Origin of the sequence: Marinomonas sp. NPDC078689 (assembly GCF_044542435.1) — a bacterium.
GTDB classification, from domain to species: Bacteria; Pseudomonadota; Gammaproteobacteria; order Pseudomonadales; family Marinomonadaceae; genus Marinomonas; species Marinomonas arenicola.
This window is the reverse complement of record NZ_JBITUJ010000002.1, coordinates 268,092-283,043: the sequence shown is the minus strand read 5'-3', so window position 1 is coordinate 283,043 and position 14,952 is coordinate 268,092. Positions and strand designations below refer to the sequence as shown.

Below are 14,952 nucleotides of genomic sequence, written 5' to 3'. Positions count from 1 at the left end.
TATGGCAAATACGAAACAGTCTGTGCCTGAAACATTGCCTTTGCTGAGAGATCGGATCGATTCCATTGACTCGCAAATTCAGGCTTTGATAAATGAGCGGGCGCAGTGTGCTCAAAAAGTAGCGGAAGTAAAGCTGGCTGAGCAAGGCGGCGATGCCGTGGTGTTTTATCGTCCGGAGCGTGAAGCTCAAGTGTTGCGTCGCGTGATGGAGCGTAATGAAGGGCCGCTTGGCAACGAAGAAATGGCGAAGATCTTTCGCCAAATAATGTCTTCTTGTTTGGCGCTGGAAAAACCGATGCGCATTGCGTTTTTAGGGCCGGAAGGGACCTTTACGCAACAGGCGGCGCTGAAGCATTTTGGTAAATCCATTGTTAGTGCGCCGATGGCCGCGATAGACGAAGTGTTTCGCGAGGTGGAATCGGGGGCCGCCAATTATGGAGTGGTGCCGGTAGAAAACTCCACCGAGGGTGTGGTAAATCACACCTTAGACAGCTTTCGAGATTCGCAGTTGAAAATCTGTGGGGAAGTGGAAGTGCGTATTCATCACCATTTATTGGTGAGTCCACACAGTAATGCTGACGAAGTAACGCATATCTATTCACATCAACAATCCTTGGCGCAATGCCGTGCTTGGCTGGATCGTTACTGGCCGCATGCTGAGCGTGTGGCGGTGAGTTCTAATGCTGAAGCGGCGCGTCTTGCTGCTGAGGCGGGCAAAAACGGTCGCGCAGTGGCTGCCATTGCTGGCGAAGTAGCCTGTGAATTGTATGGTCTTATGACGGTGTCTGCCAATATTGAAGATCGTCCTGATAACACGACGCGCTTTTTGATTGTTGGTAATCAAGATGTGCCGGCAAGTGGTAAGGACAAGACTTCCTTGTTGATCAGTGCGAAAAACGAGCCGGGTGCTTTGTATCGCTTGTTGGAAGCGTTTGAGCGCCATGGTGTTGATATGACGCGTCTTGAAACACGACCTTCGTTAATGAGTCGTTGGGGTTATATCTTTTACATAGACTTTGTCGGCCATTATCAAGATGAAGCCTGTCAGGCGGTTATTGCAGAGTTGAGAGGGCGAGCTTCTGAAGTAAAAGTGCTTGGCTCTTACCCGGTTGCCGTTCTTTAGTCTAATAATTGGTGTTGTTTGTGAATAAAAATGACTCAGAAAACGTGCTCGACTCTCAGCGAGAGGGAAAGCCGTTCGGTAATGTGTTGATTGTTGGTCTGGGCATGATTGGCGGGTCTTTCGCCAAAGCGCTAAAAGAAAAAGGCTTAGCCACTCTTTACGGTGCAGACCGTAGAGAGGGCGAGTTGGCGTTAGGGGTGTCGACAGGTGTGATTGATTACCCTGCCGCCTTGACGGCAGAATACATTGCGCACATGGATGTGATTGTCTTAGCGACCCCAGTTAGGGCGATGGAATCTGTGTTATTAGAAATACAGCCGCATTTGAAAGACACGACCTTGCTGACGGATGTGGGTTCCACAAAAGGCAGCGTGGTGAGTGCGGCTAAAAAAGTATTTGGTGAAGTGCCTGCTAATTTTATTCCGAGTCACCCTATTGCTGGTGCGGAAAAAAGCGGTGTGTTGGCGGCCAATTCCCAGTTGTTTGAAAAGCACATGGCGATTGTGACTCCCTTGGTCGACAGTAATCCGGCGCTGCTGGATCGTTTGCATCAATTGTGGTCCGCTGTGGGCTCGGATGTGGTGAGCATGGATGTGGAGCATCACGATCATGTGCTTGCGTCTTCCAGTCATTTGCCGCATTTATTGGCGTATACCTTGGTGGATGCGCTGGCGAACAGTGATCGAAGTCAGGATGTGTTTAAATTCGCAGCAGGCGGTTTTCGTGATTTCACTCGTATTGCCTCCAGTGATCCTGTTATGTGGCGTGATGTCTTCTTATCTAATAAAGAAGCAACACTGGCAACGTTAGATCATTTTACTGAGCGTTTAGCGGTGATGAGAACGGCCATTGAGCAGGGTGATGGCGCCAGTATGTTTGGTGTTTTTACTCGGGCGAAATCCGCTCGTGATCATTTTCTTCGTTTGTTGGAACAGCGAACCTCTGCTGTTCCCAAAGAAGTTCGTCCGGTTTCTATTAGTGTTGCTCCCGCGTCTTCCATAAAAGGCCGTGTTTCTTTATCCGGCGACAAGTCTTTGTCACATAAAGCGATTACGCTAGCTTGTCTTGCTCATGGGGTGAGCCATTTACGCAACGTCGATCTAACCGGTGATGTTCGTGTTACGGTTCAGGCCTTTCGAGATATGGGGGTGGTGATTGAAGAGGTGGCTGCAGACCAATTGCGTGTTCATGGGGTTGGCTTAAAAGGGCTAAAAGCACCAATAGCGCCGATTAATGTGCATCAGTCTAGTGTGAGTTTGCATTTGCTGTTGCCAGTGTTGGCTGGACAGGATTTTCCCGTTACCTTGGTCGGTGAAGGGGCATTATTGAACCAACCGATGAAGGCGTTGTTTAACTTGGTGCGCTCTATGGGGGGTCATGTAATGACCGCCACAGCGGACTGCTTGCCTGTTTCTTTGGCGCCATCCACCTCTCAGCGAGTGTCCTTGGTGTTAAACAGTGGCTCGAAAAGGCTTCATGCTGCCGCGCTGCTGGCCATGTTGTATTCCCCAGAAGGCGCCGAGTTACAGGCGTGCAAATATGGTGTGTCACAGGTGAAGGCCTTGTTTTCCTGCTTCGGTTTGGATGTTTCGCTTAACGGTAGTGTTGTCAGCCTTATGCCTGCAACGCCTCAAGGGGCGGACATTGAACTGCCCGGAGATGTTAACCAAACCGCGTGGTTGACGCTGTCTGCCGTATTGTCCCCAGGGTCTAGGTTGGCCATAGAGAATGCGTTTGTCGGTGAAATGGCGTCGCCTTATGTGTCTTTTTTGCAAAGCATTGGCGCCAATATTCGAGTTGCAGAGCAGCAATTGGCAGGATTTGAGGTCGGTAAACTGGATGTGTCATTTGCGCCCTTGTCTTGTTTTGAGTTAGCGGCGGCGGATGTTTATGGTTTACGCAATGAGTTAGCGTTTGTGTGTGTTGCGGCGGCTTATGCCTCCGGAGTGAGTGTTATTCGAGGCTTATCGGATCTGCCATATTATTATGAAGATCGAATTTTGTCTTTGGTGGACGCGCTGACACATTTTGGCATCGTTTGTGAATACAGCTCAGGCAACTTGTCGATCACTGGTGGGGTTCCGCTTGGTGGTGAGGTTGATTGTGCTGGTGATTATCGTTTGGCATTGGCTATGTTGGCGCTGGGGCTGCGTAGCCGAGAAGTGACCAAGGTGAATGATTGCCAAAAATTATTAGAAGAGTTTACTGAGTTAGGGAGTGTTGCGGCGCAGTTGGGTTTTCACTGTGCAGTAGTGCAATAGAAATTAAGAGGAATGTTTATGATAAATCAAGCTCCAGTCATCGCGATTGATGGTCCAAGTGGTGCCGGTAAAGGCACTGTCAGTCAGTTGGTCGCAGAGAAGCTGGGATGGCATTTGCTTGATAGTGGTGCGCTGTACCGTTTGTTGGCGTTGGCGGTGTCTCATCATGGGATGTCAGTAGAAGACGCGGACACGCTGAAAGTGTTGGCTGAACATTTAGATATTCAGTTCGAGCAATCAGAAGAAAGTAAAGTCGAAATCGTGTTAGAGGGTGAGATCGTCACCCAAGCGATCAGAACCGAAGAAGTAGGGCACAATGCGTCCAAACTAGCGGCGATTCCTGAAGTGCGTGAGGGTTTGTTGTTGCGTCAGCGCGCTTTTGCTCAAGCACCAGGACTAGTGGCAGATGGTCGAGATATGGGCACTGTTGTGTTCCCGAATGCGCCCATTAAGATTTTCTTAACCGCGTCTGCAGAAGAGCGTGCCCAGCGCCGCTTACTTCAATTGCAACAAAAAGGTGAGGCGGTTAATCTAGAAGAATTGGTACAATCTATTAAAGAAAGAGATGAGCGCGATGCGAATCGAGCCATAGCGCCGCTTGTTCCAGCCGCTGGTGCGCTGGTTATTGATAGTACAGATCTTTCTATTGAAGAGGTTGTTGAGATCGTTTTTGCTGAATCAGTGAAGGCTGGTCTGATATAGCCTGTTCTTTTGTGCGTGTAAAATGTGCTAGAATAGTCTAAATGTTATTCAAGTCGGTGGGAGACCAGCAACGCTTCCATCGCAATAATCATAAAAATTGACCCGTATTTGCTGGTGATACGGATAAGACCAAAATTTTTTGGTCAACTATATAGGAAATACAATGACTCAAAGCTTCGCAGAACTGTTTGAAGAAAGCCTGTTAACCGTCGAAATGGCGCCAGGCTCAATTGTTACTGGTATTGTTGTTGATATTGACAGCGAATGGGTAACTGTTCATGCAGGTCTTAAATCTGAAGGCGTAATTCCTCGTGCTCAGTTCCTAACGGAAAGTGGTGAGTTCAATGTTAACATCGGCGACGAAGTTAAAGTTGCACTTGACGCTGTTGAAGATGGTTTCGGTGAGACTAAATTGTCTCGTGAAAAAGCGAAACGTGCTGAAACTTGGGCTGTTCTTGAAAAAGCCTACGAAGAAGGCGCCATCGTCAATGGTGTTATCAATGGTAAAGTCAAAGGTGGCTTCACAGTTGATATCGCAAACATCCGTGCTTTCTTGCCAGGTTCTTTGGTAGATGTTCGCCCAATCCGCGACACGTCTCACCTAGAAGGTGTGGATCTAGAGTTCAAACTTATCAAGCTTGATCAAAAACGTAACAACGTTGTTGTATCTCGTCGTGCCGTTATGGAAGCGACTAACAGCGCTGAACGCGAAACACTACTTGCTTCTCTAGAAGAAGGTCAAGAAGTTAAAGGTATCGTTAAGAACCTTACAGACTACGGTGCGTTCGTTGATCTTGGTGGTGTTGATGGTCTTCTACACATCACTGACATGGCTTGGAAACGCATTAAGCACCCAAGCGAAATCATTGCTGTTGGCGATGAAATCGACGTTAAAGTACTTAAGTTTGACCGCGAGCGTAACCGTGTGTCTCTAGGTCTTAAACAATTGGGTGAAGATCCATGGGTTGCTATCAAAGCACGTTACCCAGAAGGTACTAAAGTAACTGCTAAAGTTACTAACTTGACTGATTACGGTTGCTTCGCTGAACTTGAAGAAGGCGTAGAAGGTCTAGTACACGTATCTGAAATGGATTGGACTAACAAAAACATCCACCCATCTAAAGTTGTTCAGATCGGTGATGAAGTTGAAGTTATGATCCTTGATATCGACGAAGAACGTCGTCGTATCTCTTTGGGTATCAAGCAGTGCACCATGAACCCATGGGAAGAGTTTGCTACATCTTTCAACAAAGGCGACAAAATCTCTGGCGCAATCAAGTCTATCACTGACTTTGGTGTGTTCATTGGTCTTGACGGCGGCATCGACGGCCTTGTTCACTTGTCTGACCTATCTTGGGAAGAAACGGGTGAAGAAGCGGTTCGTGCATACAAGAAAGGTGATGTTCTTGAGACTGTTGTATTGTCTATCGATGCAGAACGCGAGCGTATCTCTCTTGGCGTTAAACAGCTTGAAGAAGACCCATTTGTTGGTTTCGTTGCTGAAAACGACAAAGGCACTATCGTAAACGGTACTGTTGCTTCTGTAGATGCAAAAGGTGCGGTTGTTGTTCTAGCTGAAGGCGTTGAAGCTACTTTGAAAGTATCTGAAATCAGCCGTGAGCGTGTTGAAGATGCAACAACTGTATTGAAAGAAGGCGATAAAGTAGAAGCAGCGATCATCAGTGTTGATCGTAAAGCTCGTACTATTACACTTTCTATCAAACAGAAAGATGCTACTGAAGAAAAAGCTGCGCTTAAATCTCATTCTGAGAAACAGCAAGTTGAAGCGAACGGTCCTACCACTATCGGTGATTTGATCAAAGCTCAACTAGAAAACCAAAACTAAGTTTTGATTTTCATTGGCTATTAAAAAGCGGGCTTAGGCCCGCTTTTTTTATGTCAAATTTACGATAACGCGTTGACAAGAAAACTATACATAAAACATGTGGATAACTGTGGGTATAGACTCTGTGTGACGCTTCATCGAAGCGATTTGAGCAGTGTTTTCGTGTCCTCTTCGTCCCAGTCTTCTTTTTCTAATAACTGTTTCAGTGAGTTGTTTTCTTGTGTTTGCTGAAGGTTCTTCTGAAATTTAGCAAAATGCATGTCTTTGATGAGCTTCTCATCATAAGGGGAGCGATACAGTGGCGGTGTTGATTCGCTGTTTGAAACGTCTGCTTGCTTCAATTTGTCTATGTTTTGATAGGTCTTTAGAAAGTCTTTTTTATTCATACCTGCTCTCCCTATTCGGTTTGTTCTATATGGAGTATTTCAAAATACTCTGGATGAGCGCGCCATCTAATGTTCAGATCCCATAATCTTATGCCATGCTCTTTGCCGTCTTTTTGTTGTAAGTAGGACGGGCGAGGATCTTGCTCGATGACTTGTTTAATTAAAGTCTTAATATCTCGCTGATGCAATGATTGGTAATGGTTGCACTGGCGATCGGCTAGCTCAGAAAAAACAACCTCACTGGTGCGATCTGCTTGTGGGGCGAAGCCGCCTTGGGCATCGGGGATGCTATCGGCGTAGGGAATATAAGGTTTGATGTCGAGTACTGGGGTGCCATCGAGTAAGTCGGCGCCAAGTAGCTCGATAAAAACCTTGCCCTTTTCTTGGTAAATATTGCCAAGCTTTATAACCGACAACCCAATGGGGTTGGGTCTGTGTGTCGCGCGAGTGGCAAACACCCCCATTTTGACCTTGCCGCCCAGTCGAGGTGGCCGTATTTTGGCTTTCCAGTTTTCTGTCATGGTGGCGTGAAAAATGAACTGAACCCAGATGTGAGAGAAATCGCTTAATCCATCAAGCGTATCCAAGCGGTTAAAAGGCGGTAGTAGTTCGATCTTGGCGGTTGCCTCAGTGACAAGCCCAGGTTGTCTTGGAATGCCAAATTTTTCTTTGTAGCAGGAGTGGACTAGGCCAATTGTGGTTAGGTTAAAGTGCGTTGGAGCAGACAAGCTTGCTTCCTTTTTTCATCGAATTCAAGGCTAAAGGATTAAATAGTTTGTGTTAGTATACTGGCAAGAGAGCTGCGCGGACGATAAATTTCTGCGATTAGAGCGTTACTTTTTAACCGAATTAGAGATTAAAAATGTCTTTAGAATCCTATATGAATCAGATTGGTCAGCAAGCGAGAGCAGCATCGCGCTTGCTTGCTAAAGCGTCCACAGAGCATAAAAACAATGCGCTATTAGCCATGGCGGACGCGTTGGAAAAGGCACGACCTCGATTGATAGAAGAAAATGCCAAAGACATTCAAAATGGTGAGAAAAAGGGCTTAGATGCTGCCTTATTGGATCGTTTGCTGCTCAGTGATGCGCGCATCGATGGCATGATTGAAGGGCTCAAACAAGTGGCTGGGTTACCGGATCCGATTGGCGAGATTACCGATATGTTGTATCGCCCATCGGGTATTCAGCTAGGAAAAATGCGCGTGCCATTGGGTGTGATCGGTATCATTTACGAGTCACGACCAAATGTCACCATTGACGCCGCCAGCTTATGCCTGAAATCAGGCAATGCCACTATTTTACGTGGTGGTTCAGAAGCGTTTTATTCGAACCAAGCGATTGCAGAAGCGGTAACAGCGGGTCTTAACGCCGTTGGTTTGCCAGAAAGTGCCGTGCAGGTATTAAATACGACGGATCGTGATGCCGTGGGGCGTTTGATCGCCATGCCTGAATACGTAGATGTGATTGTTCCTCGTGGCGGCAAGGGGCTTATAGAACGCATTAGTAAAGACGCTCGAGTACCTGTTATTAAGCACTTAGATGGTAATTGCCATGTTTATATCGACGATGAGGCAGATTTGGATAAGGCGTTTAATATAGCGTTGAACGCCAAAACGCGTCGTTACGGTGTCTGTAATGCCATGGAGTCTTTGTTGATTCATCAAGCGGTTGCTGAGCAGATTTTGCCAAAATTGGTGTCGGCCTTTCATGAAAAAGGGGTTGAGCTGGTTGGTTGTGACGCCACTCGAAGCATTGTCGCTGGGTCTGCTGCGTCAGACATAGCGATCGGAGTCGCCACACAAGAAGACTGGTTTACCGAATACCTTGCTCCTAAGCTTTCGATTAAAATTCTGGCTGACATGGAGGAAGCCATCGAGCATATCAATCATTATGGCTCTCACCATTCCGATGCCATTATTTCTCAAAATTACTCTAAGACCCGTGCGTTTATGACGCAAGTGGATTCGTCTTCTGTGATGGTGAACGCCTCGACCGCTTTTGCGGATGGCTTTGAATATGGGTTGGGTGCCGAAATTGGTATTTCTACCGATAAAATCCACGCCCGTGGACCGGTCGGCCTGATAGGTTTAACCAGCCAGAAGTACATAGTGCTAGGGGATGGCCACACCCGTGACAATTAATACCAAGCATTTGGGGCGAGCTTCTGGTGTTGCCATTATGGGAGGGACGTTTGACCCGATACATAATGGGCATCTGAGGACGGCGGTAGAAATCCTCGACCGTTTTGGTTTTGAGTCTTTGCGTTTGGTTCCTTGTTTTCAGCCAGTTCATAAAGGTCTGCCTAGCATTACCGCGGCACAGCGTCTGGCAATGGTTGAAATGGCGATTTCGAGCGATTCGCGTTTGTCCGTTGATCGACGAGAAATTGTGCGTGAAGGGCCGAGTTACTCGATTGATACCTTAAAAGACATTCGTTCTGAGATTGGCCCAGATGAGCCCTTGATCATGGTGTTGGGAATGGACAGTTTTTTGTCGATCCCAACTTGGGCGGATTGGCAGGCATTGATCCAGTATGCGCATATTTTGGTGGTGTCTCGACCGGGCTGGGAGCCGGATCTGATTTCGGAATTAAGCGCTTTCTGCGAAAACTATCGTGCCGCTTCATCGCATGAGTTACAATGCGCGCCCTCAGGTTTTATTTGGTTAGAAACGCTACCGTCTCTGGAGATCTCTTCGAGTATGATAAGAGCCCTGCGTAAAAAACAGGAATCCATTGCGTATCTGCTACCAGAACCCGTACAAACATACATAATACAAAATCAATTATATCAGGATAACGTAACTTTATGAGTCAGCCTAATCTCACAGCGGATCAAATCTTAGCTTTAGCAGTGGAAGCACTGGAAGATGTCAAAGGTGATAAGATCACTGTGTTGAATGTTTCAAAACACACAGACATGATGGATTTCATGGTTATTTGTACCGGTACCTCTAAGCGTCATGTGAATGGTTTGGGGCAGAATGTTATTGAGCATCTAAAGTCTAATGGTCTTCAGCCTTTAGGTTTTGAAGGACGCGGTACAGGAAGCGACTGGGTGTTGGTTGATCTTCATGATGTTGTTGTTCATGTCATGACCGAAGAAGCGCGAGCTTTTTACGACCTAGAAAAACTTTGGGACATTAAACCAGAATCGATTTAAGGTTTTGCAATGCGCGTTCGACTGATTGCTGTCGGCACTAAAATGCCGAAATGGGTAACGCAAGGCTATGACGATTACGCCAAGCGATTGCCCAAAGATTTTGCTTTAGAATTGGTGGAAATCCCAATGTCACCACGCGGGAAAAACACCGATATACCCAAAGCAATTCGCAAAGAAGGTGATCTGATGCTCGATGCGATTCCTCAGGGAGATAAGGTAATCGCAATGGAGGTCCTCGGTAAAGAGTGGTCAACGCATCAGTTGGCAGATCAGACCGAGAGCTGGCGCATGGAAGGTTATAATGTCAGTTTGTTGGTGGGTGGCCCGGATGGGCTTGACCCCCGTTGTACAGCGAAAGCCGATCAAATCTGGTCGCTTTCTCGTTTGACACTGCCACACCCTATGGTTCGGGTTATTCTTGCTGAGCAAATCTACCGTGCTTGGACCTTGATGAATAATCATCCGTACCATAGATAGAGGATCGTTCGTTGAGCCGTCGATATAAGAACTTCCGCAATTACAATCAAGAAAAAACACTGACACAATCGCGTATTATTATTGCGGGCCTTTTAGTGTTGCTCTTGGCGGGCGTCTTGATGGCTCGCTTGTTTTACCTCCAAGTCTTAAATTACCAACTTTATCAAACCAAAGCCGATGATAACCGTGTGATGCTGGTCACTGAGCCACCACCACGTGGGTTGATTTATGATCGCAATGGCGTGGTGCTCGCCGATAACCGTCCTATTCACAGTTTGACGGTGACGCCAGAGCGCATTAAAAGCATGCCTCAGCTGCGCAAAATTCTCTCTGGGTTGATCGATATTAGTCCGGACGAATGGGATCAGTTTGATGAAAAACTGAAAGACTATCGTCGGCCTTATCAATCCATCACCTTAAAATCCCAGTTAACCGATGAAGAGTGGGCGCGTATCGCCGTGAATCTTTATAAGTTAGATGGCGTACAGGTTGAGGCTCAGCTCACTCGTTATTATCCCTATGGCAAAGCGTTTGCTCATGCCGTTGGGTACGTTGGGCGTATTACGACCAAAGATTTAGAAAGAGTGGATAAGCAGGCTTATCAAGGCGCTCTGTTTATTGGTAAAACTGGGGTCGAAGGCTATTACGAAAGCACCTTGTTTGGTAAGCCAGGTATTAAGAAAGTCGAAGTGAATGCGCGCGGTCGTATCATGGATGAGCTGGGGCGAGAAAATCCGGTCCCAGGTAAAGACGTTCATTTGTATATGGATGCGCGTTTGCAACAATACGCCTACGACTTACTCGGTAATTACAAAGGCTCTGTGGTGGCCATAGATCCGAATACTGGCGGTATTTTAGCCTTGGTCTCCAAGCCCGGCTTTGACCCTAATTTGTTTGTTAGGGGGATTTCTTATAAAGACTATTCCGTATTGCGCAACTCAAAAGACCTTCCTTTGTTTAATCGTGCTTTACGTGGTGGTTACCCACCGGCTTCGACCATTAAGCCGTTTATGGCGCTGGCTGGCCTAGAATATGGTTTCTCTTCATGGACTGAACGTTATTTTGCCCGTGGTTATTACCAAATTAATCCCGGTGGGCGTCGTTATCGTGATTGGAAACGAGGCGGTCATGGCTGGATTAATCTAGAGCGTGCGGTCATCGAATCGGTGGACACCTATTTCTACCAGTTAGCGAATAAAATGGGCATTACCCCGATCCATGATTTTTTGACGCGCTTTGGTTTTGGGAAAAGTGTGTTGCTGGATTTAAACGGTGCGAGCATCGGCTTGTTGCCATCCAATGCGTGGAAGAAAGCCAAATACAATGAGCCTTGGTACCCAGGGGACTCAGTAAACGTTGGGATAGGCCAAGGTTTCATGGTGGCCACACCGATTCAGATTGCAACGGCGGTTTCCGCCATTGCGGCGCGCGGGCATTATTATTTCCCACGCATGGCGCAGACAATTGGCAACAAAGCTGCGACGTTTGAGGGCAAAGAAGGGGGTGTTCATAACATCATCCTAAAAGACCAGCGTAACTGGGAAAAAATCATCACCGCAATGCGTAAAGTGATTACCGATCCTAAGGGCACAGGAAGGCGCTTACAGGGAACGGATTACGCCATTGCCGGTAAGACAGGGACAGGGCAAGTCTTTAGTCTGCAAGACGGTGAGGAATATGAAGCGGACAAACTGGCGAAGCGGCTTCATGACCATGGTTTGTTTATTGCTTTTGCGCCAGCGGAGAAGCCGACGATTGCCGTTTTTGCGATTTTTGAAAATGGCGGCGGGGCTGCCAAACCGGCCGATTTAACGAAGAAACTTTTTGATGCTTATATCGACGGTAAGTACCCTAAAAAGTACGACTATTTAAAAGGTAATGCGAAGTGAGTGATAATGTTTATAGAAGAGCGCTGTCATTTGCGAACGCTCGCCTTTGGAAGCTGATTCACGTCGATATTTTGTTGCTTGGTGCGCTACTGCTGCTGATGGCCGGTGGCCTTGTTGTCTTGTACTCGGCGTCTGGTCAAGATATGGAAATGGTAGAGCGACAAATTCTCCGTTTTGGTATCGGTATGGGGGTGTGTCTTGGCTTGGCGCAACTGCCCCCTAAATACATGCGCAGAGCCTCACCGGCTTTGTTTATTTTCTTGGCCATGTTGCTGATTGGTGTCTTGCTGTTTGGCGTTGGTGCGAAAGGCGCGCAGCGTTGGTTGGCACTGCCTGGTGGCTTGCGTTTTCAACCCTCTGAAATCATGAAAATCGTCATGCCAATGATGATTGCTTGGTATTTTTCTGATCGCCAGTTACCGCCTAAATTTAGAGAAGTGGTGGTGGTGCTAGCGTTGATTTTTACCCCCGCATTGATGGTGGCTAGGCAACCTGATTTAGGAACCGCGTTATTGGTGGCCGTGTCGGGCATCTTTGTGTTGTTTTTGGCGGGCCTTGGTTGGCGCTATATTCTGGGGGCCGCCGTGTCAGCGCCTGCTGCAGGCTATGTGCTTTGGCATTTTATGCACGATTATCAGCGTCAGCGCGTATTGACCTTTTTGAATCCAGAAAGCGACCCATTAGGTTCTGGCTGGAATATTATTCAGTCTAAAACCGCGATTGGCTCGGGCGGCCTGTATGGCAAAGGTTGGCTTGAAGGCACGCAAGCACAGTTAAACTTTTTACCAGAAAGCCATACGGATTTTATTATTGCGGTATTGGGTGAAGAATTCGGCATGCTCGGTTGCGGTATTCTGATTTTTTCCTATTTGTTGGTGATTTCTCGTGGTTTGTATATCTCCGCAACAGCGGAAGACAATTATGCACGCCTATTAGCAGGCAGTTTAACGCTGACCTTTTTTGTTTATATGTTTGTAAATATCGGCATGGTGTCAGGCATTTTACCTGTGGTTGGGGTACCCTTGCCCTTGGTCAGTTATGGCGGTACGTCCATCATAACAATTATGGCGACCTTTGGAATTTTGATGTCGGTACAAACACATAAAAGGGCGAGATGATGATGAAACTAGCAGTAGGGATGTTACTAGTGCTTGGCTTGGTCGGGTGCAGTAGCGCTGGGCAAGTGAAGGAACAAGCGTTGGGTGATGAGCTGGGTGTCAGTAATCAATTGCTCGATGATGCGCCTGAAGATAAAGCAGACTCTTATGCAGCCAACCCGCAAGTAAAAGCCTTTATTGCCCGCTTAGTGAAGCAAGATCACTTTGATAAAAATACGCTAGAATTGGCGTTTTCACGGATAAAAATACGTGAAAAAGTCATTCAAAAATCCAACAATCAACCAGAATCCATTACCCCTTATTATGAATATCGCTCGCGTTTTACCAATGCGCAACGGGTTGCGAGTGGTAAGGCTTTTGCCCAGAAAAACAAACATTGGTTAGAAAAAGCAGAGCAAGAATATGGCGTTGATTGGCACGTCATTGTGGCTTTGATAGGGGTTGAAACCTATTACGGGCGCATTACCGGTTCGAAAGATGTTTTCACCTCATTAACCACGCTCGCTTTTGATTACCCAAGACGACAAGCTTACTTTCAGAATGAACTGCGTGCCTATTTATTATTGGCGCGTGAAAATAATTGGAACATTGGCGCGACAAAGGGGTCCTATAGTGGGGCCATGGGTATGGTGCAGTTTATGCCAACCAATTACCGTAAGTTAGCGGTGGATTATGATGGCGATGGTCATGTTGATCTTTGGCACTCAGATGCAGATGCCATCGGCAGTGTGGCAAATTATTTGCGTCACCATGGCTGGGAATACGAGCAACCTTACTTGGTAATGGCTCAGGTGGACAGTCCAGATGCGGTATCAAAATGGATAAACGCAGACAGAAAACCCATCAAAACAGCGGCCCAGTGGGCGGCGTTGAAAGTGTTGCCAACGCAACCTTTCTTAGCAAAGAAAATGGGCTTAGTGGGCTTGCGCACCAAAGAGGATGAAACCTCTTATTGGCTGGCTTATGAGAACTTTTTTACTATCATGGATTACAACCCAAGCCGACGTTATGCCATGTCAGTATTGGAGCTTGCTGAGAGCATAGGAAAGAATGATTAAACATCGTGGTTTATGGTTATTAATTGGGGCGTGCCTTGTGTTATTGAGTGGTTGCACCGGTAATACAATGAGTTCTGCTGAGTATGATAAAGCCTCCGCTGGAGGACGTTATACCATTCTTAAGGATCACGCTCCTGACCACGATGTCAAAGTAGACCATTTGCCAGACTTGGTGCCTAAATGGGAACCTAAAAGTCGGGGCGGCAATAAAAGCCCTTACGAAGTCTGGGGTAAGAAATACTGGGTGATGAAATCTGCTAAGGGCTACGTAGCAGAAGGAACGGCTTCTTGGTATGGCATGAAATTTCATGGTCATACCACATCAAATGGGGAAACATATGATATGTATGCCTTTTCTGCTGCCCATAAATCCCTGCCTTTACCGACCTATTTAAAAGTCACCAACCTGGATAATCAGCGTTCTGTGATTGTTAGAGTGAATGACAGAGGGCCTTTTCATGGGGACCGATTGATCGATCTTTCCTACGCGGCCGCGGTGCGCTTGGATTATCAGAAAAAAGGCTTGGCTCACGTGAGAATCGAAGCCATAACGCCGCCAAAAGGGGGTGTTTATCAGCCAGAACCCAACGCTTCTTCAGGCCTTAAGAAAGAGGCTAATCCCCCTGTTATATTGACCTCTAAGTCAATTGTGGCACCTTCAAGTTCGGTGTCGAAAGTGCCTGTTTTTACGCACTTGCAATTGGGGGCTTTTTCAACAAAGGAAGCGGCCGAACGCTTGAAAAACCAACTGTTTTCTGTCTTTGATACGCAAATTAATATCGAGATAGTGAAGCACAGCGATGCACTTTATAAAGTATTAGTAGGCCCTTATGGCAGTGATGTAGAACTGTCTAATTGGCAAAAAAGGCTTTATGATGCAGGCTTTGCAAAGCCGGTACGAGTTGCGATGTAACTGTAAAGGCGAATTT

At 46.9% G+C, this 14,952-nt stretch carries 14 protein-coding genes; 12 read left to right on the top strand and 2 right to left on the bottom strand.

Annotated elements, in window-relative coordinates:
* Window position 1 precedes the first annotated feature (1 nt).
* From pheA to rpsA, 4 genes are all read left to right on the top strand, one after another.
* Entirely contained in the window at window positions 2-1,123 is a 1,122-nt protein-coding gene (gene pheA, locus ACIGBN_RS04450) for a prephenate dehydratase (RefSeq protein WP_133003084.1), read from the top strand.
* A 20-nt stretch (window positions 1,124-1,143) separates the two neighbouring features.
* Window positions 1,144-3,384 (top strand): prephenate dehydrogenase/arogenate dehydrogenase family protein, encoded by a 2,241-nt coding sequence (locus ACIGBN_RS04445; RefSeq protein WP_396663843.1) that lies wholly within the window; start codon window positions 1,144-1,146, stop codon window positions 3,382-3,384.
* Window positions 3,385-3,402: 18 nt separating this feature from the next.
* Window positions 3,403-4,086, top strand: coding sequence for a (d)CMP kinase (cmk, locus tag ACIGBN_RS04440; protein ID WP_133003085.1), 684 nt, complete (start codon window positions 3,403-3,405; stop codon window positions 4,084-4,086).
* A gap of 163 nt (window positions 4,087-4,249) precedes the next feature.
* Window positions 4,250-5,932 carry a 30S ribosomal protein S1 gene (gene rpsA, locus ACIGBN_RS04435; protein WP_133003086.1) on the top strand — a complete coding sequence of 561 codons (1,683 nt, stop codon included), beginning with the start codon at window positions 4,250-4,252 and terminating at the stop codon, window positions 5,930-5,932.
* Between the two features lie 134 nt (window positions 5,933-6,066).
* On the opposite strand, the gene ACIGBN_RS04430 is transcribed toward rpsA, so the two are convergent.
* Window positions 6,067-6,318, bottom strand: a complete 252-nt coding sequence (locus ACIGBN_RS04430; RefSeq protein WP_133003087.1) for a hypothetical protein — start codon at window positions 6,316-6,318, stop codon at window positions 6,067-6,069.
* 11 nt (window positions 6,319-6,329) lie between these two features.
* Entirely contained in the window at window positions 6,330-7,046 is a 717-nt protein-coding gene (tsaA, locus tag ACIGBN_RS04425; protein ID WP_133003088.1) for a tRNA (N6-threonylcarbamoyladenosine(37)-N6)-methyltransferase TrmO, read from the bottom strand.
* 134 nt (window positions 7,047-7,180) lie between these two features.
* Here tsaA and ACIGBN_RS04420 point away from each other — a divergent pair, with 134 nt between their 5' ends.
* Genes ACIGBN_RS04420 through ACIGBN_RS04385 form a run of 8 tightly spaced genes read left to right on the top strand, consistent with a single transcriptional unit; the run spans window position 7,181 to window position 14,936 of the window.
* Window positions 7,181-8,461: a glutamate-5-semialdehyde dehydrogenase gene (locus tag ACIGBN_RS04420; protein WP_396663840.1), complete on the top strand. Its 1,281-nt coding sequence runs from the start codon at window positions 7,181-7,183 to the stop codon at window positions 8,459-8,461.
* Window positions 8,451-9,131: a nicotinate-nucleotide adenylyltransferase gene (gene nadD / locus ACIGBN_RS04415; protein WP_341563899.1), complete on the top strand. Its 681-nt coding sequence runs from the start codon at window positions 8,451-8,453 to the stop codon at window positions 9,129-9,131. The genes ACIGBN_RS04420 and nadD overlap by 11 nt, the downstream gene beginning before the upstream one ends.
* Entirely contained in the window at window positions 9,128-9,481 is a 354-nt protein-coding gene (gene rsfS / locus ACIGBN_RS04410; RefSeq protein ID WP_133003091.1) for a ribosome silencing factor, read from the top strand. Before nadD ends, rsfS begins: the two co-directional genes overlap by 4 nt.
* Window positions 9,482-9,490: 9 nt before the next feature.
* Window positions 9,491-9,958, top strand: a complete 468-nt coding sequence (gene rlmH / locus ACIGBN_RS04405) for a 23S rRNA (pseudouridine(1915)-N(3))-methyltransferase RlmH (protein WP_133003092.1) — start codon at window positions 9,491-9,493, stop codon at window positions 9,956-9,958.
* Window positions 9,959-9,969: 11 nt separating this feature from the next.
* Window positions 9,970-11,847, top strand: coding sequence for a penicillin-binding protein 2 (gene mrdA, locus ACIGBN_RS04400; RefSeq protein WP_133003093.1), 1,878 nt, complete (start codon window positions 9,970-9,972; stop codon window positions 11,845-11,847).
* A complete protein-coding gene (gene rodA / locus ACIGBN_RS04395; protein ID WP_133003094.1) occupies window positions 11,844-12,965 on the top strand; it encodes a rod shape-determining protein RodA in 1,122 nt (373 codons plus the stop codon). Before mrdA ends, rodA begins: the two co-directional genes overlap by 4 nt.
* A complete protein-coding gene (gene mltB, locus ACIGBN_RS04390; RefSeq protein ID WP_396663837.1) occupies window positions 12,962-14,023 on the top strand; it encodes a lytic murein transglycosylase B in 1,062 nt (353 codons plus the stop codon). The genes rodA and mltB overlap by 4 nt, the downstream gene beginning before the upstream one ends.
* On the top strand, window positions 14,016-14,936 hold the full coding sequence (locus ACIGBN_RS04385; RefSeq protein WP_396663836.1) for a septal ring lytic transglycosylase RlpA family protein: 921 nt from the start codon (window positions 14,016-14,018) through the stop codon (window positions 14,934-14,936). Before mltB ends, ACIGBN_RS04385 begins: the two co-directional genes overlap by 8 nt.
* The last annotated feature ends 16 nt before the right edge of the window (window positions 14,937-14,952 follow it).

Excerpts from the sequence above, each read along its gene's own strand:
- rlmH (WP_133003092.1), top strand. The coding sequence starts at position 9,491 with ATGCGCGTTCGACTGATTGCTGTCGGCACTAAAATGCCGAAATGGGTA.
- cmk (WP_133003085.1), top strand. The coding sequence starts at position 3,403 with ATGATAAATCAAGCTCCAGTCATCGCGATTGATGGTCCAAGTGGTGCC.
- ACIGBN_RS04430 (WP_133003087.1), bottom strand. The coding sequence starts at position 6,318 with ATGAATAAAAAAGACTTTCTAAAGACCTATCAAAACATAGACAAATTG.
- mltB (WP_396663837.1), top strand. The coding sequence starts at position 12,962 with ATGATGATGAAACTAGCAGTAGGGATGTTACTAGTGCTTGGCTTGGTC.
- ACIGBN_RS04420 (WP_396663840.1), top strand. The coding sequence starts at position 7,181 with ATGTCTTTAGAATCCTATATGAATCAGATTGGTCAGCAAGCGAGAGCA.
- rpsA (WP_133003086.1), top strand. The coding sequence starts at position 4,250 with ATGACTCAAAGCTTCGCAGAACTGTTTGAAGAAAGCCTGTTAACCGTC.
- ACIGBN_RS04385 (WP_396663836.1), top strand. The coding sequence starts at position 14,016 with ATGATTAAACATCGTGGTTTATGGTTATTAATTGGGGCGTGCCTTGTG.
- pheA (WP_133003084.1), top strand. The coding sequence starts at position 2 with ATGGCAAATACGAAACAGTCTGTGCCTGAAACATTGCCTTTGCTGAGA.
- rsfS (WP_133003091.1), top strand. The coding sequence starts at position 9,128 with ATGAGTCAGCCTAATCTCACAGCGGATCAAATCTTAGCTTTAGCAGTG.